Annotated in this window: 16 protein-coding genes, 1 tRNA gene and 1 pseudogene; 11 read left to right on the top strand and 7 right to left on the bottom strand. The window is 57.5% G+C overall.

Annotated elements, in window-relative coordinates; translation table 11 throughout:
- Positions 1-18: 18 nt before the first annotated feature.
- On the bottom strand, positions 19-345 hold the full coding sequence (locus tag AC2FNJ_RS16050; protein ID WP_170415557.1) for a hypothetical protein: 327 nt from the start codon (positions 343-345) through the stop codon (positions 19-21).
- A gap of 163 nt (positions 346-508) precedes the next feature.
- Between AC2FNJ_RS16050 and AC2FNJ_RS16045 the strand changes: the two genes are divergently transcribed.
- Complete coding sequence (locus AC2FNJ_RS16045) at positions 509-787, top strand: hypothetical protein (protein ID WP_424928148.1); 279 nt, start codon at positions 509-511, stop codon at positions 785-787.
- 143 nt (positions 788-930) lie between these two features.
- Positions 931-1,779 (top strand): OST-HTH/LOTUS domain-containing protein, encoded by an 849-nt coding sequence (locus AC2FNJ_RS16040; RefSeq protein WP_424928149.1) that lies wholly within the window; start codon positions 931-933, stop codon positions 1,777-1,779.
- Between the two features lie 181 nt (positions 1,780-1,960).
- On the opposite strand, the gene AC2FNJ_RS16035 is transcribed toward AC2FNJ_RS16040, so the two are convergent.
- Both AC2FNJ_RS16035 and AC2FNJ_RS16030 read right to left on the bottom strand, forming a co-directional pair.
- Positions 1,961-2,626: a hypothetical protein gene (locus AC2FNJ_RS16035; protein ID WP_424928150.1), complete on the bottom strand. Its 666-nt coding sequence runs from the start codon at positions 2,624-2,626 to the stop codon at positions 1,961-1,963.
- Between the two features lie 22 nt (positions 2,627-2,648).
- Positions 2,649-3,632 (bottom strand): helix-turn-helix transcriptional regulator, encoded by a 984-nt coding sequence (locus AC2FNJ_RS16030; protein ID WP_424928151.1) that lies wholly within the window; start codon positions 3,630-3,632, stop codon positions 2,649-2,651.
- 103 nt (positions 3,633-3,735) lie between these two features.
- Between AC2FNJ_RS16030 and AC2FNJ_RS16025 the strand changes: the two genes are divergently transcribed.
- The 4 genes from AC2FNJ_RS16025 (at position 3,736) to AC2FNJ_RS16010 (ending at position 13,438) form a co-directional block, all read left to right on the top strand.
- The gene (locus tag AC2FNJ_RS16025; protein ID WP_424928152.1) at positions 3,736-3,996 is read left to right on the top strand and encodes a hypothetical protein; all 261 of its coding nucleotides are present in this window, start codon (positions 3,736-3,738) and stop codon (positions 3,994-3,996) included.
- Between the two features lie 36 nt (positions 3,997-4,032).
- On the top strand, positions 4,033-7,323 hold the full coding sequence (locus AC2FNJ_RS16020) for a TM0106 family RecB-like putative nuclease (protein ID WP_424928153.1): 3,291 nt from the start codon (positions 4,033-4,035) through the stop codon (positions 7,321-7,323).
- The gene (locus AC2FNJ_RS16015; RefSeq protein ID WP_424928154.1) at positions 7,313-7,738 is read left to right on the top strand and encodes a hypothetical protein; all 426 of its coding nucleotides are present in this window, start codon (positions 7,313-7,315) and stop codon (positions 7,736-7,738) included. The genes AC2FNJ_RS16020 and AC2FNJ_RS16015 overlap by 11 nt, the downstream gene beginning before the upstream one ends.
- 153 nt (positions 7,739-7,891) lie before the next feature.
- Positions 7,892-13,438: a sacsin N-terminal ATP-binding-like domain-containing protein gene (locus tag AC2FNJ_RS16010; RefSeq protein WP_496765653.1), complete on the top strand. Its 5,547-nt coding sequence runs from the start codon at positions 7,892-7,894 to the stop codon at positions 13,436-13,438.
- Between the two features lie 415 nt (positions 13,439-13,853).
- On the opposite strand, the gene AC2FNJ_RS16005 is transcribed toward AC2FNJ_RS16010, so the two are convergent.
- Complete coding sequence (locus tag AC2FNJ_RS16005) at positions 13,854-14,066, bottom strand: helix-turn-helix domain-containing protein (protein ID WP_040103945.1); 213 nt, start codon at positions 14,064-14,066, stop codon at positions 13,854-13,856.
- Between the two features lie 158 nt (positions 14,067-14,224).
- Here AC2FNJ_RS16005 and AC2FNJ_RS16000 point away from each other — a divergent pair, with 158 nt between their 5' ends.
- Entirely contained in the window at positions 14,225-14,866 is a 642-nt protein-coding gene (locus tag AC2FNJ_RS16000; RefSeq protein ID WP_424928389.1) for a hypothetical protein, read from the top strand.
- A gap of 2 nt (positions 14,867-14,868) precedes the next feature.
- On the opposite strand, the gene AC2FNJ_RS15995 is transcribed toward AC2FNJ_RS16000, so the two are convergent.
- Positions 14,869-15,216, bottom strand: a complete 348-nt coding sequence (locus tag AC2FNJ_RS15995; RefSeq protein WP_496765651.1) for a hypothetical protein — start codon at positions 15,214-15,216, stop codon at positions 14,869-14,871.
- A gap of 321 nt (positions 15,217-15,537) precedes the next feature.
- On the opposite strand from AC2FNJ_RS15995, the gene AC2FNJ_RS15990 reads away from it, so the two are divergent.
- Positions 15,538-16,722 carry a tyrosine-type recombinase/integrase gene (locus AC2FNJ_RS15990; protein WP_424928159.1) on the top strand — a complete coding sequence of 395 codons (1,185 nt, stop codon included), beginning with the start codon at positions 15,538-15,540 and terminating at the stop codon, positions 16,720-16,722.
- A gap of 62 nt (positions 16,723-16,784) precedes the next feature.
- Here AC2FNJ_RS15990 and AC2FNJ_RS15985 read toward each other — a convergent pair.
- Positions 16,785-16,858: transfer RNA gene (locus tag AC2FNJ_RS15985), tRNA-Cys, on the bottom strand.
- Positions 16,859-17,089: 231 nt separating this feature from the next.
- Here AC2FNJ_RS15985 and AC2FNJ_RS15980 point away from each other — a divergent pair.
- The 3 genes from AC2FNJ_RS15980 to AC2FNJ_RS15970 all read left to right on the top strand — a co-directional run bounded on the left by AC2FNJ_RS15980 (position 17,090) and on the right by AC2FNJ_RS15970 (position 20,175).
- The gene (locus AC2FNJ_RS15980) at positions 17,090-17,743 is read left to right on the top strand and encodes a protein-L-isoaspartate O-methyltransferase family protein (protein ID WP_496765648.1); all 654 of its coding nucleotides are present in this window, start codon (positions 17,090-17,092) and stop codon (positions 17,741-17,743) included.
- A gap of 97 nt (positions 17,744-17,840) precedes the next feature.
- Positions 17,841-19,262 (top strand): TolC family outer membrane protein, encoded by a 1,422-nt coding sequence (locus AC2FNJ_RS15975; protein WP_496765646.1) that lies wholly within the window; start codon positions 17,841-17,843, stop codon positions 19,260-19,262.
- A 73-nt stretch (positions 19,263-19,335) separates the two neighbouring features.
- A complete protein-coding gene (locus tag AC2FNJ_RS15970) occupies positions 19,336-20,175 on the top strand; it encodes a hypothetical protein (RefSeq protein WP_496765644.1) in 840 nt (279 codons plus the stop codon).
- Here AC2FNJ_RS15970 and AC2FNJ_RS15965 read toward each other — a convergent pair.
- Positions 20,160-20,993 (bottom strand): annotated as a pseudogene (locus AC2FNJ_RS15965) (cobyric acid synthase); the annotation flags it as partial. The gene AC2FNJ_RS15970 and the pseudogene AC2FNJ_RS15965 sit on opposite strands and share 16 nt — an antisense overlap.

Below are 20,993 nucleotides of genomic sequence, written 5' to 3'. Positions count from 1 at the left end.
GCGAGGACGGCAAGTGGCTTAGCCCGCGTCGTCCAATTTGTGCGAGGCAACCTTGCCTTCGAGCATGGGGATCGAAACGATCGAGACGCCCAGCCCCGCAAGGAAGCTGGACAAGCCGTTGATTGTCTTGAACTCTCGGGCAGCCATGTTGTTGCGTGCAGTGACGAGCAGGCGGCGCGTCTCGCCATCAGGCGAGACGCAATGCACGGTCCAAACTCCGGACCACTGAGCACCTGTACGTTTGGGCGTAACTCGGCACACAACATCCGCCGAATGACCCTCGGCAAGTAGTGTGCGCAGCCCGTCTTCACTGACAACATTAGGGGCGTCTTGCATCAAATTCATAGGATCGAGCCTTGCAGAATTGTGCATTAGCCCGGCAGTCCCTCATGGACTACCGAACCGATACAATATTATAATCTTGCAATCAATGGCTGCAATTTGTGTTAGCGCGCCCTTCATGCGTTGAAACAAATTTACTGCAACGGAGTGGCTGAGCCAAGTTAATATGGCGCTTTTGAAACAAACATGGGTGGTAATGATCGTTCTTGGCTGGGGTTCTGCCGCGATTGCGGGCACTTGCCTGCCGCCTGCGCCGCCTTGGATGCCGACCAATGCTGACGACGTGTGGGCATATGCTGACCTGTTGAGGCGCGATGCGGAGACGTATTTTACCGATGTCGAGCGGTACTTCCGTTGCCAGGATCAGGAGCGAACGGAGGTGTTTGTGCAGGCGCGAGAATTTAGCGAAGCATATGCGCGATTGTTAGAATTAGAAGCTGAGTAGGTATCACTATCAAACCTCTCAGGCTTGTCCGGGTGGGGTTTGCAAATGTCTAGTGACAACCATCTGGCCGAAAACAAAAGTGGGATCATCTGTAATGTCGATGTTATGTTGGCTGGGCAGGTTATTTTGACTAGGTGCTTTAAATGGATGTATCGCTAGAACGCGAGCTGGACGCGCACCAGAAAGAGGTCCAGCTTTTTCTGGGAAAGTGCATACTGCGGCTTCAACAATACGAGCGGCTCATTAAAGCTATCGTGGCAGATCACAAAGTATCAGGGCCAGCCCACAGCATAGAGCAAGTTCGAGCGGCGAGAGCGGAGGAAACCGCACGTAAGACACTTGGTTCGCTGGTTGGTGAACTTATCGGTTCTTATGTCGTTCCCAGTGACGAAAGGGCACCCCAAGATACATCCTCAAGCTTGGCTGAAGATGACGCTTGGATTGCCCTAGGGACGCAATTGAGCCTTCCAGCTTCGGAATTTGCGCGAATAAATCAGGAACTCAAAGAGCTTGTAGCCTTGCGCAACGATTTGGTTCATCACTTTTTCGACCACTTTGACATGCAAAGTGTGGATGGTTGCGTTGTGGCTAAAGAGTCCTTGAGCGTGTCGCTCAACCGTATCGAAGATCATTTCCAGCAGCTGTCGGAGTGGGCAAAGGATATGATTCGAATGCGCAGGATGTTGTCTGAAGTGGTCCAATCTGAGGCATTTAGAGATAAGGTATTCAACAGTGTTTCCGAAGACCAGGCGCTGGAATCGGAGCATAGTGGCGTTGTCATAGCGCTAAGGGAGGCATTTTCGGTTCTGTCGGTCGACGGGTGGGCATGTGTCGACGAGGCCGGTAGATGGATAGCTGCACGGAATCCCGAGCAAACTCCATCGAAATACGGCTGCAACAGTTGGCGCCAAGTTGTACATGAAGCGTCTAATTTTAAGCTGAAGTATTTTGAAAAGCAGGGGCGGCGATCGGCGTTCTTTCAAGAAAAATAACATGTCAAAGATCGCGTGCGTGCTGGACGGTGTATGTAGCGTTGGTCGGAAAATCAGATCATTGTGAGGGTGTTCCAAGGGTGGGCTCGTTTAGAGCGCGCACAAAAGCGCCCAACGACGCGCATTGCTGGCGACGAAGCGGCCTCTAAACGCTCGCGTCAATGTACATGCGCGAAGGCGACTAGGCTACCACCGGATAAAATGGGATACCCCAGTTTTCATTTGGATTGTCCATCATGATGTCGATGAATAAAGGCATCAGAAACCCAAGGATTTCAGCACCGTCCCGAACCTGCGCCCGGTTCACATCGCTGTTCCAGGTTGATCCTCCATGAACGAGCTGATTACGCAGGACATACAATCGGTCGAAGACAAAGCTCAGGACGCGTGCACTGTCGCCCGTTTGGAATGACGATGCAAAGGAGCGGGACGAGGTGACAAAGCGATCCTCCCAATCCTCGAACTCATCAATCCCATTGTGGTATTGCCAGAAAGGATTGAAGACATACCGGTTTTCCATGAGCATCCGAACCGGGCCTGAAAACTGTTGCCACAGTGCCTTGTAGATTCGTTGGTCTTGATCAAGAGCGACGAGCCGACCGAAGTATTCGACGAAAGCAGCGCGTTCTCCCGGGGCGATCGCTTTAAACTCCTGCTCGTCGGCATATGCGGCGTTGAATGCGATCCAGAGGAAAATAAAGCGTGCATCATCATCCTCTCCGCAGGCTTCTGCACGGCCAACCCAACTGATGGCACGATGAGCGCGCAGTCCCATGGTTTCGGGAAAGCCTTCGCGAATGGCGCGTTGTTTTGCCTTCAAGGCTGCATGGTCGAGACCGTTCTTCATAGCGAATTCCTGTTCGATATCGTCATGGCAGAGCGTCGAAATCCGACCTCTGGTGGCCCGCAATCAATTCGCGCAATCCTGCTGGCGCCAATACGTCTACCTTGTCGCCCCATTGATAAAGGTGCCATGCCATTTCCAGCCAGCCCGCTGCCTTAAACCTGACAACCAGGCTGCCATCGTCCTGAGGTTCGACAACTTGCGTCGGGTGGAAAAGGAATTCGGCGGCACGCTCAGCGGCTTCCGGTGAGAAGCGCCACACGACTTCGCCATATTGTTCAGGGTCTTGATAGACACCAAACGCCTGAGAGGCGTAGGTCTCTAGGGAGAAACCCGAGGCCAGTTGGAAGCTTTCGTTCAGTACCTCCGCCTCATGAATCCGATCCATGCGGAAGTTCAGGATGTCTTCTCCACGCGAGGGTTGGCGCGCGACGAGATAGCTGCGGTGCCCCAGCAGCATGCCATGCGGTTCGATCACACGCGGCGCAGCCCCCTGAAGGCCATAGCAGACGCGCAGCCGGAACGGCCCGCGCAGCGCTTCGATGACAGCATCCGTCACAGAAGGCTTCAGTGTGACGGTAGGGCCTGGGCGCGTGACTTGTCCCAATCCAGCCAGCACTGCCTCTGCATCGGCTTCCGACCGAAGCGCGTCCCTTGGATTCAATCGCGCCAACAGCCCGTCGCGGAGATCCTCCAGAGCGCGTGAGTGCCGTATTCGCCCTTCATCGCGCGCGGTACGTGTCGCGATTTCCAGCGCTTCGATCGCCGTTTCCTGCCGGGGCTGCAGTCGGTCTGGCAAGGGGGCGTCCATCCGCCAGTAACGCCGTCTTTCCGCATCGTCTGCGGTCGAAACGTTCACGAAAGTTGCTTCGAGAGCCTCAGTCATCCGTTGAGCAGTGCGATGCGAAACATCAAACTCGGCGCAGATGTCCTCAAGGCTGACACCTCCCCGGCGGGACGCCGCCATCTGGGCAAAGCGAAGCAAATCCTGCGCTTTTGCAAAAGACATTTGATCTCCATGTCAGAAATTGACACCCTCAAACGGTATTGATGACCTTGCGGTCTGTCGAGGTGATTCTCAAAGATAGATTTCAACCTGAAAGGAAAATGGAATGACGGGAAAGGTAATTCGTATTGAACGTACTGCTCCGCGCGGTGGTATAGCTGAAGAACCTGAACTCGGAACGAAAGGCTACTGTCTTGGCGACCCGAAATTCGGAGCGACAAAGCATCATGCCGAAAATGCAGTATTTGTAAAAAGCTTGGACGAAGCGGCGGAGCTTGTTTCTGAGGGGTTTTCGCTGCGAATGACCGGGAAAGGCAAACGGGCATCATTGGTATCGCCGAAGGGTTTGCGCATCATCCGCGCCTAGCCCGCTCTTTTTCGCTCAGTAATTTGGAATGCAAATGTGAAATCTATAGGCGCAAATACCCTGTTCTCCGCCACGGATCTTATGCGCTTCACAGGCTGCGCACATGCGACCATCCTTGATTTGGCGCATATGCGCGGAACCGGCCCGGAGCCGAGCGAAGACACCGAAGACGCAGCGCTTTTGCAAAAGCAGGGCGATGCGCATGAGGCGGCGCATCTTGCTCGCCTCAAGGAGGCCGGGCGCACGGTCATGGAAATCGAGCGCGGCAAACTTGGCGAAAATGCCGAAGCCACACGCGCGGCGCTCGCCGCTGGTCCGGGTGTGGTGTTTCAGGGCGCGTTTCTGTCGGGGAATTGGGGCGGCTGGTCCGACTTCCTGGAGCGTGTTGAGACCCCCTCAGCGCTCGGACCGTTAAGCTACGAGGTGGCCGACACCAAGCTGAAACGTCGGGCCGATCCCAAACATGTGCTTCAACTGGTGCTGTATTCCGATCTGCTGGCGGAAATTCAGGGGGTGGTGCCCGAGTTTGCGCATGTCGAATTGGGAGACGGCACGCGCGCGACGCTGCGCCTGGCGGACTACTCTGCTTATGCGCGGATGGCGCGCGCGCGGCTGGAAGCCTTCGTCGCTGACCCACAGCCGACCCGCCCGGTGCCATGTGCTGATTGCGGCCTGTGCCGCTGGGCCGAACATTGCAACAGCGTCTGGCACGCCGAAGACAGCTTGTTCAATGTCGCCAACATCAGTCGTGGTCAGGTGAAAAAGCTAGAAACAGCGGGTGTTCACACATTGGAGGCTCTCTCGACGTTGGATCACCCAGTGCGCGGAATGGCCGAAAACACCCAGGCCCGTTTGGTCACTCAAGCCCGTCTGCAGCAGGCCCGCAAAACCGGGGAGCCAGATTTCGAACTGCGGGCACTGGAGCCAGGCAAAGGCTTCGACCTCCTGCCTGAACCCCAGCCCGGCGACCTGTTCTATGACATCGAAGGCGATCCGCATTACGAGGGCGGCCTCGAATATCTGCACGGCATCTGGTTCGACGGGCAGTTCCAGGCTTTCTGGGCCCATGACCACGATGCCGAGGCGCGGGCATTGTCCGACTTGCTGGCGTTCTTTCGCGCGAGGATCACGCAGTATCCGACTGCGCGCATCTATCACTACGCGCCATACGAGATCACAGCGCTCAAACGCCTGACCACGAAATATGGGATCGGTGAGGCTTTCCTCGACCGGCTGCTAAGGGAACGCCGCTTTGTCGATTTGTTCGCCGTAGTACGCGGCGGGTTGATCGGATCGGAACCGAACTATTCCATCAAATCGATGGAGGCATTTTACGACCGCAAGCGCGACGGTGAGGTCAAGACGGCGGGTGGCTCGGTCGTGGCATATGAGCGCTGGCGCGAAACGCAGGACCAGCAGATTCTGGACGAGATCGAGGATTACAACCGCGTTGACTGTATCTCGACCGAGGAATTGCGCGACTGGCTGGTCGGAATCCGGCCTGCTGGCCCTTGGCCGACACTTGCCCCGGATGCAGGTGATAAAGAGGTCGAAGAGGACGCCGATACGCAAGCTCTGCGCAACCTGCTGGCAGCATCAGGTTTGCCGGAGGCGCGGCAGGATATGTTGTTCAACCTCGGCGTTTTTCACAGCCGCGAGGTGAAGCCCGCGCAATGGGCCGTATTCGATAGCGCTGCGAAGGACGAAGATGATCTGCTCGACGATCTCGATGCGCTTGGCGGGCTTGTGGCAGCGGGCCCTGTCGAACCCGTCAAGCGATCCTTTGCGCGCCGATACACCTATCCCGAACAGGAAACGAAACTGCGGAGCGGTAAGAAGGCGACGGTTCCGGTGTTCGACAGTCCCCCGACAACGGTCGGAATCGAGACCATGGATCGCCGCGCCCGCCAGATCACGGTCAAAGCAGGTCCAGGCAAGGCCGACCTCTTGGCGGATCAACTGACGCTGCATCCAGATTGGCCGATCCAGACGGGTGTCATTGCCGGTGCTTTGCGCGATGTGATCGCCGATCAGTGCGGCGCGCGCCGGTACACGGCGGTGGACGACCTGCTGTCTCGCGCTTCACCGCGTCTGGGCTCTGGCCCACGAGGCGATCTTTTGGGCGGGGCAGAACCTGTAGCGGGCACTATTGCCGTGGTGAATGACATGGATGGAACGGTCCTGCCGATTCAGGGGCCACCTGGTACCGGCAAGACCTATGTGAGTGCACGCGCGATCCTGTCTTTGGTGCGCAAGGGCCATCGCGTCGGCGTCGCATCCAACAGCCACGAGGCTATCAGGAATGTGCTGATGGGCTGTCTTTCAGCGTTGGAAGACGAAGACCTGCCGATCAATCTCGAACTCGTGCACAAGATTTCTGGCAGCGAGGATGGTTATCCCGAAGATTGCGATGTTCATCGTACGACCGACAACGCAGAGGCCGCCAACGGCGGGCATGTCGTGGGCGGCACCGCGTGGTTCTTCTCGCGCGACGAAAATGTTCAGGCCTTTGATTGGCTGTTCGTGGACGAGGCAGGCCAGGTCGGACTTGCCAACATGGCCGCCATGGGGCGTGCCGCGCGAAACATCGTGCTTGTGGGCGACCCACGCCAGTTGCCGCAGGTCATTCAAGGAGCACATCCCGAGCCTGCGAACCTGTCGTGCCTGGATTGGATGCTCGGTGAGCATGCGACGGTTCCAGCCGACCAGGGCATCTTCCTCCCCGTATCGCGACGCATGCACCCTGATGTCTGTCAGTTCATTTCGGAACAGGTGTATGAAGGCCGACTGACCAGTCATCCTGATACGGCTCACCAGTGCGTGACAGGCACGGCGTTCCCGAACGCCGGAGCTTTCTGGGTTCCGGTCTCTCATGAGGGTAATGCACAGATCGCACAGGAAGAAGTCGCCGAAATTGGAGAAACCGTCACTGAGTTACTTGGCGGAAGCTGGACGGAGAAGGACGGCTCGCGCCGTCCAATGCAGGAGACGGATATCATCGTCGTCGCCCCATACAACGCTCAGGTGAATGCCCTCCAAGATGCACTTCCCGATGGCATTCGGGTCGGGACGGTCGACAAGTTTCAGGGGCAGGAAGCACCAGTATGCCTTGTCTCAATGACGGCATCTTCTGCCGAAGAGACATCGCGAGGCGTGGAGTTTCTGTTTTCGCTCAACCGTATCAATGTGGCGGTGTCGCGTGCCAAGGGCCTGGCCTTGGTCTTCGGCTCACCGCGCTTGCGCGAGGCGAAGTGTAACACTGTTCAGCAAATGCAGCTGGTGAATACGCTGTGTGCCCTACGAGAAATGAGAGCAGATGAATATTGAGAAAATATTGTCCGAATTGCACCACGACTCGTTGAAGACGCTCAAGGATCGGATGGCAAATGCAAATCGGGTTTTGGCGCGCGACCCAGAACATGCGGATGCGTCCCGATTGCATTCAGCTGTCCAAGCCGAGCTGACAAAGCGTAAGTTGGCCAGTCGGAAAGAGGTGGGGCCGTTGTGGTGGGAGTCTCACGATCCTGACATACCCGAGTTTTTTGCCTATGAAACGGCCGAGTATGTCGTGCCCGTGGCAGCGATTTTCAAAATCGATACCCACACCGCGATGCGCAAGAAAGTTTACGCCGTCCGAATTGGGGACCGTGAGTTGGCGGGACGCTTCGCCGAGGTGGCGATGGCGCGCCAAGCGGGTTCCGATGCCTGGAAAGCTGGCATCCAGGAAGGAGAAAGCAGCTGAGTACGAAGCTACCATTCGGAACCGCTTTGATGATGCTCGGTGCAGATGAAGGAAATTTTCCCCGGCCTTCAGGAGAGCCGTGGATTTTAACTCTTGACCGTCAGGCCGCTGTGCCAAACGATTGTGTCAAGACTTCGACAGAGGTCTAAGATTATGCCCCACCACTCGCCTGCCGTCGAGCAGCCCGAAGGCCAAATGGAAGGCACAGCGCTTGCTCCGCATCGATCCATGATCGAGATGCTAGCGGCCGACAAAATCCGTGGCTTTCGGGGAACTATCGGCGATAATGGCGAGTACTTGGACGAGGTCTACAAAAGCAATGCGAGCCTGACGGCTAACGTTGCTTCGGACTATCGCGACCGCTTTTTGATCGAACTAATTCAAAACGCCTACGATGCTCATCCGATACAGACGCGGGACGGTCGAATCGAGATAACGCTTGATTTGCGTTATGAGGCTGAAGGGACGCTCTTCGTTGCTAACACTGGCCGGGCTTTCGCCTCAGAGAATGTGAAGGATCTTTGCAACATCGGCCTCTCTCGGAAGCCATTGGGCGAGTCGATCGGAAACAAGGGCCTTGGCTTTCGGAGTGTCGTACAGATCACAGACACGCCGAGAATCTATTCCCAGCAAACTGACGCTCCGAGACAAGACAGTTTTTCTGGTTTTTGTTTTGGCTTTGCCGGCGCGGCGGATTACCGGACACTTATCGATGATCTGCGGCATCGTGAACTAGCGACACGAGACCTGCCAATCTTTCATATTCCAGTATGGCAGGATAAGCAAAACGACGCAGTTCGCGCTTATGCTGGCGACAATTTCTCAACTCTCATCGAGCTACCGCTCCGCAATGCGGCTGCTCAGGATACAGTTAGGCGAGAAATCGAGGAACTTCGTGCTCAGCAGGTTCCGATGCTCCTTTTTCTGGATCGTGTCCAATCATTGAAGTTTCGGATTTTGGGCGTGGACGGAGAAACTGAAACAGAGTTCAAGTTCAAACGCTCAGAAGAGACAAAAGAGATTGGGGACATTGCCCTTTCTCGAGTGAATCTTGGAGCCGCGGGGACGTTACTCGTCGCGCGCCGTGCCGTTGCAGAGCGTGTCATGAAGGAAGCCATCGCAGAGGCAATTTCGCAAAAGGAATTAAGCGAGCATTGGGAAAGGTGGACTGGAGCAGGTGATGTTGCGATCGCGGTCCGGCTCGATGCGCCGGTCGAAACATCGCGGCTTTACACATATCTGCCGATGGGCGAGCAGGCTGAAGCTCCTTTTCAAGGATATCTGCACGGCAGTTTCTTCCCTTCGTCGAACCGAAAACACCTGAACGCACGAAATCGCTTGAACGCGGTTTTATTGGAGGAAGCGACAGGCCTAGTATCCGAGGCGGTGTATCAGATCGTCATGGACCCGGCTGGTATGATCTCGAACTGGCTTACAGATGATGAACGCTCCGCAGCTGTTGCAGACTTCATGTGCTGGGAGAAGGTTGGAAGTCTGGAGGCCGACGAAAATCTGGCGGAAGTTGTTGCGCTCAAGTTGGCAGAAGTCTTTGGATGTGAGGAATTTGATGACGCTCCAATTGTCCCGTGTTCGGAAACGGGGCCCCATGGCCTTGTCTTGACATGGAAGCCGCCGAAATTCTCGCGTTTATGGCCGGACAATAGCGGTACGTTCTCTGCCAATGAGGCGGCGTACTTCGCGGCGGCTCTTGGTGTTTGGCCGATCTGGCACTCGATAGCATCCCGGCAAGATCGCTTGGACCGCTATCTCTCAAACACTGCTGAAGGCTACGCTGGAGAGCCCGGTGGAGAAGAACGTGCGCGTTTTGTTGAAACCGTGGCCAAAAGTCTCTACAAAAATAGCCGAACTGCCAAGGCCAGTTGGCAGGAGTATTTCTTACAGATTCCAGATTTCATGGGGAGTGACGGAAATCTCTTAGCGGGGCTTTCTGTGCTGATTGGAGACGACGGCCAACTTCACGCTGCCATGTTGCCACCACCTGAAGTAGAACGGAGTTCGCGGCCGTCACGCAGGCGTCGCAAACTTGAGACGGCAATATTTTCTCCTCCCGACCCGCGCAGGTCAGATACGGATGAAGACCTAGAAATCGATCCGCCAAAGAAACTTTCTGAGCGTTTCGGTTTCTTGTCGAGCACTTATCCTTGGCATCGGGAACTGACCGGGACACGTGCTTATCTCGAAAAGCACAAACTCGTGGAGGAGTTTGATCGCGAAGCAATACTCGCGCATCTTTCTCGAACACTGCGAAATGAGCGCAACAAAGAAGTTCTCAAGGGCGGCTTGCGTTGGGCGTTTCATTTGTGGCGCCAGCCCCGCGCAGCCAATCGATCTTTTCGATTGCAACCTCAACACCGGTTTCGGGTGCCGACACTTGACGGTCGATACATCGAGGCAAGAGAAGCTGTGTTCTCGGAAGGATGGCCCAGCCGAACCTCGGGGAGGCTGCTCCAGAATTTCCTTGATGCCGCTCCGCCGAATATTCCTGACCTGGTTGCTTTGTCCTCTCGCCGACTGGCAGCGCCTGATCATCTAGCTTTTCGGAACAAGCAGATCGAAGATTGGGTGGAGTTTTTATCCGAGCTTGGGGTTGAAAGTGGCATTAGGCTCGAGCGAAAATCATCGAAGAAAAACCGGTTCCGAGCAAACGAGATCAGAAGCTTTTCATTTGTTGAAGACTATGGGATGCCGCAAGCATTCGGCGAAGTTTGGCAGGAGAGCATCAGGTCTTCGGATCCGTCGCTCCTCAATCTTCCATCTACCACAGAATACGTGATCGATGGCGAAATTCACTGGCTGCCTGGCCAAGCTGACGTGGATTCCTTTTCGCCCGCGTGCAAGACTCTGTACGCCCAACTGATCCTTGATTGGTTGGCGAAACCATCGGAGCTAGCGTGGGAGCTTGAAGTTCACCATCACTTTTCGCGTTGGGCGGATCGCCGAAACTGGCCTACACCGCTTGCGGCGTTCCTACGCTCGTCAAACTGGTTGCCAGTAGAGGATTTTGGGCACTCTGACCTTGGCCAAGTAGCTGCTGCGCCATCTGATGTCTGGTTGAACGATGCCGACGGCGAACGATTTCTGTCATACCTTCCGAGACCAGTTCGAGAAGTCAGGCGAATACTCGAGCGATCAGGGAGTGACCTCTTCCAGAAATTACAGGAACGAGCGGGCCTTCGCATTCTCGGCGACCCTGACACTTTGGCTGATCAGCTTGCTTTCCTCGCAGAGCATTTCAGTAGTGAGGGACTTGACGATCATTTCAGACCACGATTGCTTAACCTTTATTTTCGAACATGGAGGCAGTTCCTCGCGCGCGTAGAAGACAGCACTGAAGATCCGCACGAAACCGTAGTTCCTGTGGAGATCTTAGTTCAAAAACAGAACAGTAGAGTATCTGTGAACATGTTTGACGAGGACGAAAGTCAGGGCGAAATCGTATATATCTGCGACACCGAAAGGGAAAGCGATGCGGGTCTCCTAGCTGCCAGTGGGCAAGCGTTCTTTCAATTGAAGGAGAGCGAGCCGGAACGAACTGGAGAGCTCTTCGAGGCGTTCTATGGTGCGCGTATCAGACGCATGTCCCGTGTCGATTACACGCTTCGTGCTGATGGAAATTCTATCGATGACGCGAAGAAGACCCCAATCCTCGAGGTTTGCCCAATCTTTCGGCCTATGCTGGCAGTCGCGATAGAAGCCCTCATCGGTACTGATGCGCAACGCCTTCCATCCGACCGTTCTGAACTACTGGCGAAACTTGAACGAATAAGTCTCGCGAAAGCATCTACGTTAGGCTTCGTTGTCGACGGAATTGGCATCTCGCCGGAGCAAATAGCCTCTCAAGCCTTTAGTCTGACTGCTGAAAATGGGCAGTCCGTTATTCTCGTGGGGAGTGGTGAGGAGTGGAACTGGGAGCTCGTCGATCGGTGTATCCCTGCGATCTGTGAGGCTTTGGGACAGCGTGCTCTCGCTCCACATCTCAGGTTACTCCTAGCTCACATCAGCCGCGACGTTCCGCTTGACGATACGCAAGCATATCCCGGAATAGATGTCGGACGCATGGCCGAACTTCTGCAACTTTCCGCCTCATCGACGACGGCTGCAACTACTACGCTGAATGCAGGCCTTGAACGCCAAGCGCCTTGGATACGTGCCGTTCTCTACCATGTTGCGGGCCATTCTACGATCGAAGCGTTCGATAAGGAACTTGACCAAACGATTAAGGATGAAGGGCTGCTGCGGGCCACACTGACGAAATTGCTTCTTCGGACCTCCATCGATGTCGGCGAACTGTTGCTGGTCTGTCGCACTGCGTTGGGTCCGGGAGATTTCCGAGAAGGCCTTGGTCTTGATTTCGCTGAATTCAATAAGAGCTTAAATGCTGTTGGCTTGGAACCCGAGACATATCCCGAACAACATAGCTGGTGTCTTGAGAATTTCTTACGGCAGCGTGAGATCGAAATCACTGAGTGCCTGCTTTCGGCTTACGCAGAAAAGCTGAATTTGATGCAGCCCGTGGATGACTACGCAGTGACCCGAGACGCTATTCGCACACTGAAACCAGATCCGACTTGGCTTCTTCGGTTCAAGGAGCCTCCTAACTCGGAGATGGAAGCATTGGTGAACGCGTGGCTCGATCTTCAAGGTGCGCCGCCGCTAGGCGATCAGGTGACGAAGCCTTCAACCCTAGTACAGGTCCGTGACCATAATCGGAAATTCCTTTCTGACTTCATTCGGAGAGCACTGCCAATTCTTCGCGCTTGGTGCGCAAAATTCCAACCAGAGAGGCGCCTTGACACTTTGATCGAGAAAGACGGGGTCGAGGATCTCCGTAAACGGCTGGATAGTATTGGTGTGTTGGATTTTCGCATGCTTGATGACACTTCGGCTGCGAAATGGCTTCAGATTCTGGATCTTTGGCCTGTCGGTATGCACCATTCACTTGACCTCAAAGAGCTTGAGCTTTCCGACGATGACGTTAAGGACGAGAGCGTGAAGGCTCGGGAAGCGAAAGAAGAGCGCAAGCGCGAGGCGCGCCTAGTTGAATTCAACGGGAAACTGATTGATCCGATAGAGGTCGATCTTTTTTCTCTGTCCGATGAACTGCAGCAGTCGCTTTCAGCTGAGGTTCTGGGCAGCGCCTTAAGCTCGTCTGCTGACTTGGAAAAGGTTCAGCACGGTAACCATACGCCCAAGCCTGGACGCGACCGGAACAGCGAAAAAAAGAAGGGGCGGCGACCTCGTGTCCCTGAGGAGAAGGCTGAACTGATCGGTCGTCTGGGCGAGATGGTCGTTTACCATTGGCTGAAGCGTATCCTCAACAAACAGGATATCGACTCGGCATGGGTTTCGGAGAACGGAGCATTAATAACTGATCGAGATGGGAACGATGGGCTCGGTTATGATTTTGAGGTCTCTTACAGGAACCAGATCTGGCAGATTGAGGTCAAAGCTAGTGTGGATGACCCTCAATCTTTTGAAATAGGGGAAACTGAAGTAAGAGCAGCGCGATTGGCGGCTCGTGTGCGTAGTGGCGTTCAATACAAGATCGCATATGTCAGTCATGTTGCAGAACCAGCCCAGACAAAAATAGAAATGCTTCCCAATCCTATGACCGACGAAGGCGCACGTGTTCTTGAGCTTCGTGGTGAAGGAATAAGATACGGTTTTGAAAGGAAATAACTGCGTGCCAGTTGCACTTGTCTTTGGCCGATGTTCTTCGTAGGCCCAGAGAAGGTTAGACGTGGTTCCCGTCCCCTCCACCTAAGTTCCAACGCCGTTGCCACCCTGAATTTCCTCTTCTGGGTATCCACATCTCGACCAACGGCAGCTCTTCTGCAGCTCCTGGCTATTCGTGCCTGACGAAACAGCTGACAGTCCCGTTCTTGACGTTAGCTGCAGTCAGGATCAAGGTTTGTGTCTTGCTCAGGCATGTTTGGCGTACCAGTTGGGTTTTTCTTATACGGCTCATAAAGCGCTGCCTGCGTCTCGCCGTTATCCCACAGATAAAGCAGACCGATTTCTTCGCCAGTCTTGATACACGTAATGCGACCGATGGCTTCGGCCGTCGTGCGAACACTCTCAAGTTCGGGCAAAACTAGCCCCTCTCGTTAAATAGTTCCTTGGGAGCGATGTCGAGAGCATGGGCAATCCGCTCCAGAACATCGATCGATGCTGAGAATTTCGCGAGTTCGATCTCGCTGATGTAGCTACGATCCAGGTCGGCAGCTAATGCTAATTGTTCTTGGCTCAACCCTCTGGAATTTCTTAGATTCCGGATATTTAACCCTACTTGTTCCCGTAATTTCATGGCCTGTATTCGGCCAGATCACAAGAACCGCTCTACGGAATATATTCCACAAAACGCGCGCGAACATCATAAACCCTATGCTCGCATATGGTGTGAAGGTTGAGGTTGGAGCTAGTGTATCAATAATGCAGTAATGTAATCAAAAGGTATTGATTGAAATGCGGTGCAAACTTATCAGGAATTGGACTGCCGGAGTTGCTTTGGCTTTGCTTTCAACCGTGGCTCCACAAGCGGCTAAAGCCTATCAGGTTGACTGCGCCATTCTACTTTGCCTGGCTGGTGGGTGGCCCGCGTCAGCAGAATGTACCCATGCCCGCGCCGTGTTTGTCCGCAGGATTACGCCCTGGCCGATTGAGCCGCCGTTGCAAATCTGGCGCTGCCCGATGGGTATTTCTGAGCGCGCGCCGTTGCAAAGCGCGGCCCCTAAAATCTGGGAGGCCAGCGACCAATCAGGTCGGACACTTGGTCAGGTTATTCTGGCACAAGTGGTCGAAGGTGGTGCCGATATCGACATCAGTGGTCTGGAATTCGATTTTGTGCGCTCGATCCGTGTTTGGGATGTTCGGTTCTACAGTCATCGCGAACGTGGCCGTGACGATGATTGCTCTGAGAGCTACATCATGCGCCTCGGGACCTACGGCACACAAGGCGAATTTGGCTGGCAACGCACGACACCTGCGGCCGCCCCACAATGGGTTTTGCCGACGCGACGCTGTTCGTCAACAAATTGGAGGCGCGGGGTCGGTGTCGAATGGGAGGATCACGAAGGCAACCACGGATATGAGTGGGTGGCTTACTAGAGCTATTCGCCGATGTCTTTCATGCGTTCAGCAATGTCACCCGCAATGCGCTCATACAGGGCGGCTTGCTTGTCTCTGGGAGTTCCGGGCTTCGGGTTCCTTCGTCGGATGCGTTTGGCAAGCCAGAAGAGCATCCGGGCCGCTGGATCCGACGTCGCATCCGGTTCTGCTGCCGGATACTTCTCCTCAAGGGCGACGACGATTTCCTGAGACAGGCTGCGCCGGTTTAGTGTGGCATTTGTTTCCAGACGCTTCTTGAGCGCGGCAGGAAGCAAGAGTTTGAATTGGACCAAGGCTTCTTCTTTCATGATTCCATGTTGGACAATATTTGTCCTCAATGATATGGACATTTTATGTCCTTTTGTTGAGGTGTAAATATGAAGACAACCCAGTTCAAACTTAACCTTCCAGCGGACGTGAAAGCCTGGCTTGAAGAGGAGGCTGTGCGGAACTTACGCTCACAGGGCGCTCAGGTGGTGTCATGTTTGCGGGCAGCCATGTCGCGGCAAGAAGCCGTGGGTGAGAGGGCTGAAAAATGAGCCCAAGCCATATTCAGCTGATTCCGACCCCAGAGCTTGCGCTTCTCTTCGGCTACAGTGAGCCGAGCGCGTCCTTCTATGACTTCTGCCGCAGGACGGGTATCGCTCCGGTGCCCGGGCGGCGCGGGTGGTATGACCCGAAACTCATTCGCGCGCGATTGGATGCTGTTCAGGGCATCAGCGCGGCAGAACGCGACGCCACTTCGCAACCGAGCCTCGTTGCACAGCGGAGAGCGCGCCGTGCCCAGAAGTAACCTTCCCAAGGGTGTCCACCGTGTCCGGCGCAAGGTTGTGTCCGGTGTTCGCTACCATTTCTATGCTTGGCGGGGCGGCCCAAAATTTTGGGAAGGGACGGACCCAAACCCCAAAGAACCCGAATTCTTCCATGCGTTTTCGCAGTGCGGTACGCCCGTGAGCCCGGCCGAATATCTAACGACTCACTTGGTCGATGATTTTCTTTCCAGTGCGTCCTTGCCCAAGGCTGAGCGTTCAAAGGCGGATATCCGTAAATGGCTGGAGTTGTTCCGCGAGGAGTTCGGTGCCGATCCTGTCGCGATGTTCGAAGAGCGCGCCTCAAGGGGCGAGGTCAATAATTGGCGCAAGAAGTGGCTTCATTCGCCCAAGCAGCACGATATGGCGGGCACCCATGCGACGCGCGTCCTCAATTGGGCCGTGGAAGAGGGGAAGCTGAAAGAGCATCACTGCCACAAGCTCAAGAAGCTCTACCAATCGAACCGCACAGAAATCATCTGGACGAGTGGCGACATCGCCCAGTTCAACAAATTTGCGCCGAAATGGGTGCAGAGGATCCTGACCGCAGGATGCGAAACCGGTTTGCGAGCTGCTGATCTGGTTCAGGTCAAGATGGACCAATTCGAAGACACGCCGCACGGCAAGCGCCTTCGTTTCAGGACCAGTAAGCGCGGCCAGATCGCATATATCCCTGCCACATCGGCACTTGAGAAATTGATCGCAGAGACGCCGGAAGGCCAAGAGGTGTTGCTGGTGTCAGAACTTGGCAGGCCTTTGACGGCCCGTTGGGCATCGAACCAGATCACCAAGTGGCGGCGCGAAGCTCAGATCCCCCCTTGGATCGACGGCAGGGAGAAGACTCTGTCTGATACGCGCGGGACGGCGGCGACAAGATTGCTAAATGCCGATCTGTCTTTGCGCCAGATTGCGGTGCTGATGGGGTGGTCGGTTCGCTACGCGGCGCAAGTTATCGAGCATTATGCGCAGGTTAGCCCGGACGAAAGCGATGCGGTTCTGCGCAAGCTCAATCGAGCGAAATCACTGTCTCAAGACACAAAAATGTAAACGCCCCTGTAAACGCGGGGCCTCAAACACGGCAAGGAGTGATGTAAGTGATTGTTTTTAAATGGAGGCGAGTACCGGAATCGAACCGGTGTACACGGATTTGCAATCCGCTGCGTCACCACTCCGCCAACTCGCCTTTTCAAGTGATATCAATCACTTGCCGTGGTTCGACTGGCGTTCTATCAGCTTTCGCGGGCGGCGTCCAGTGGGGGCGGCGGCGAAAATGCGCCGCGAGACGGGGGCGGGCCGGGGCGAGGGGCGGCGCCGGGCCGCGCCCGTGCGGCACCGTTTTCCGCCGAACGGACATTGCCGGGCCGGGGCGGTTGTGGCAAAAGCCCGGTAGCACAAGGAATTGACGAGCACCGATATGACTGACTTTGCCGAGCGCCGCCGCATCATGGTCGATACGCAGATCCGTCCCTCTGACGTGACCAAGTTCCCGATCATCGACGCGATGCTGTCGGTTCCGCGCGAACGGTTCGTGCCGGATCGCCAGCGCGAGGTGGCCTATGCCGGCGACCTGGTGGATCTGGGCGGCGGGCGGTATCTGCCCGAGCCGCGCACGCTCGCCAAGATGCTGGATTTCGTCAATATTTCCGGAGACGAAATGGTGCTGGACGTCGCCGCGAGCCTGGGATACTCGACCGCGGTCGCGGCGCGGATGGCGCAGCTGGTGGTGGCCGTGGAATCGGACGAGGCGATGGCGCAGGAGGCGCAGTCGATCCTGATCGACGTGGGCGCGGACAATGCGGTGGTGCATCACGGGCCGCTGGCCGAGGGCGCGGCCGAACACGCACCCTATGACGTGATCCTGATTCAGGGCGGTGTCGAACAGGTGCCGCAGGCGCTGCTGGACCAGCTCAAGGAGAACGGGCGCATCGCCTGCGTCTTCATGGAGGGCGATCTGGGCACCGCGCGCATCGGACGCAAGACCAACGGCCGGATCAACTGGCGCTTTGCCTTCAATGCCAGCGCTCCGGTCCTGGACGGGTTCGCGGCAGAGCGGGCATTTGTGCTATAGTTGAAAAATTCCTTTCAGCACCTTCTTGCCACAGCGAAATTTCCTGATCAAACTGGCCCCGAGGCAAGAAAAACATACTCGTAGAGGGGCATGAGAAATGCACGGATCGAAGCGGCGCGGTCTTTTGAGGGCGCTGGTATTTGCAATTGGCATCACGACAGCGGCGACATTTTCGCCACGGGCCGGAACGGCCGACAATCTGACGGATGCGATGATCGGGGCCTACAACACGAGCGGTCTGCTGGAGCAGAACCGGGCGCTGTTGCGGGCCGCGGATGAGGATGTGGCCATCGCGCTGTCGGCGCTGCGGCCGATCATCGACTGGACCGCGCGGGTGCGGCGGCTGTACACCGACGGCCAGACCAACGGGCTGGTCGCCGATACGAACCGCAAGGATTTTTTTACCGGTCTGACATTGCGGCAACTGATCTACGACGGGGGCGCGTCGGCGCTCGGTAAGCAGTCGGCGCAGGAAACCGTTCTGGCGACCCGTCAGGCCCTGCTGCAGATCGAACAGCAGATCCTGTTCCGGGCGGTCACGGCCTATCTCAACGTGCTGCTGACCGAAGAAACGGTGGGCATCCGCCAGAACAACGTGCGCCTGCTGGGCGAGGAACTGCGCGCGTCGCAGGACCGGTTCGAGGTCGGCGAGGTGACGCGCACTGACGTGGCGCTGTCGGAATCGCGGCTGGCCAATGCGCGGGCCAACCTGGCCGATGCCGAGGGCGATCTGGCCGTGGCGCGCGCCGAATACGTCAATGCCGTCGGCCAGGAGCCGGGGCGGACCGCCGGTCAACCTCCGATCCCGACCCTGCCCAGTTCGCTGAACAGCGCCGTGGATCTGGCGGTACGCAACCACCCGTCGATCCTGTCGGCCCAGCACGAGGTGCGGGCGCTGGATCTGCTGGTCCGGCAGCAGCGGGCCGGGCTGGGCCCGACCGTCAACTTCGAGGCCGAGGCCGGCGTGCTCGAGGATTTCGACGACGACGATTTCAGCAACGACGCCGCGGTTCGGCTGCAGTTCCAGCAGAACATCTATGCCGGCGGCCGTCTTGCCGCCCAGGTGCGCAGGGCGATGGCGCAGCGCGACGCGTCGCGGGCCAATCTGCTGAACGTGCAGAAGGACATCGTTCAGGACGTCAAGGACGCCTATTCCCGCTACCAGACGGCCGGGGCCAGCCTGACCGCGTCGAACGAGCGTGTCCGGGCGGCGCAGGTCGCCTTTGACGGCATCCGCGAAGAGGCGACGCTGGGCGCGCGGACCACGCTGGACGTACTGACCGCGGAACAGGATCTGCTCGATGCGCAGCTGGCGCAGGTGGCGGCGATCACCGAACGCTCGCTGGCCGCCTACCAGCTGCTGCAGGCGCAGGGCCTGCTGACGGCCGAGCGCCTGGGGCTGGCGGTGCAGATCTATGACCCGACGCTCTACTACAACCTTGTCAAGAACGCGCCGGCGCAGGTCAGCAAGCAGAGCAAGGATCTGGACCGGGTTCTGAAGGCGTTGGGAAAACGCTGACGCCGACGCTGTCTGTTGTGGCCTGAGCCGAGTTCCGCTAATCTCAACCCTGAGGTTAGGAGTGGTTCAGGACATGACGGATCCGGTCACGAAGGCAGAGGCGGAAGACGTGCTTGCATCGATTCGGCGCCTGGTGCGGGAACAGCACGGCGCCGGGCAGGCCGAAGCCGCAAATCACGAACAGGGAAAGCCGGGGCGGCTGTTGTTGACCTCGGCTTTGCGCATCACCGAGGCGCGGGAAGCCGGGGCTGCGAAGCCCGCCAGAACGGCACCGCTGGTGCTGCGCCACAAGCTGGGGGAGGCCGAGCCAGCCAGGGCGGAGTCGCCCGAACCCGCCGAGGGCAGGCCGGCACCGGACGGTGCCGCCAACGCCGCCGCGGCGGTCCGCAAGCGCGAAGTTGCCGACGGGGTGATCCTGATCGAGCCGGCAGTGAGCCTGAGCGCCAAGATTGCGGCGCTGGAAACCGTGATTGCGCAGACCGACGACCAGTGGGAGCCGGACGGGGAAAGCGACGACGCCTATTCCGGAACCCGGACCTCTTCGATCGCCTGGCAGGAGGACGGCGCACAACCAAAAGGCGAAGACGCCGTGGCGGAGGCGACCCCGGAAGCGCCCGAGGATCCGCCGGCAGCTGAGCCCGAGGCCGCGCCGGCGCAGCCGCAGGCCGAGGTGATCGGCGCCGAGGATGCGGAGACCGCCGAACCGCAAGAGCCGCCGGTCGGGGTGTTGACCGAGGCCGAGGTGGAGCAGCGCGCCGAGGCGGTGATCGACGAAGCGGCGCTGCGTCAACTGGTGGCCGACATCGTTCGCGAAGAGCTTCAGGGGGCGCTGGGCGAGCGCATCACCCGCAATGTCCGCAAGCTGGTGCGGCGCGAGATTCACCGCGTATTGGACTCTCAGGAACTGGAATAGGCCGGCGCGCGGCCGGGGATTTCGGCCAGGGCCAGCAGCTGGTCGAGATCCATGTGCCGTTCCAGATGGTCGGCCAGATCGTCCAGCGCCGTTTCCACACCATCGTCATAGCCCGCGTGGGCCTCGGCCCCAAGCCCGGCCAGAAAGCTGGCCCGGAACGCATCCGAGGCGAACAGCCCGTGCAGGTAGCTGCCGCGCACGCGGCCATCGGCGCTGGCCGCGCCTTCGGGACGGCCGTCGATTTCCAGCCAGGCGCGGGCGCAGTCCGGGCCTTGGGTGCGGCCCATGTGAATCTCGTAACCCGAGACCGGTTCGCGGCCGGGCAGGGCGACGGCCTGCCGCAACGTGACCTGCTTTTCGCCGGCCATGACCGTGTCCACCTCCAGCAGGCCCAGCCCCGGAACCGTGCCCGGGCGTCCATCGACCCCGTCGGGGTCCGCGATGGTCCGGCCCAGCATCTGATACCCGCCGCAGAGGCCGAGCACGTGGCCGCCCCGCCGGACATGCGCCAGCAGGTCGATGTCCCAGCCCTGCGCCCGGAAATAGGCCAGATCGCCGATCGTCGATTTGCTTCCGGGCAACAGAACCAGGTCCGCATCTCCGGGCAGGGGGCGTCCGGCGGGAATGACCTCGACACTGACTTCGGGCTCGGCCGACAGCGGGTCGAGATCGTCGAAATTCGCCATGCGTTCCAGTTGCGGCACCGCGACCTTGCAGGCGCCACCCACGCGTGACCGGATATCCATCATGTCCTCGGCGGGCAGTTTCCACGCATCGTCGAACCACGGCACCACGCCAAGGCAGGGCCAGCCCGTGCG

Source organism: Ruegeria sp. BHSB196 (genome assembly GCF_059613135.1).
Note: the sequence above shows the minus strand (reverse complement) of the source record. Positions and strands in the feature narration are given on the sequence as shown.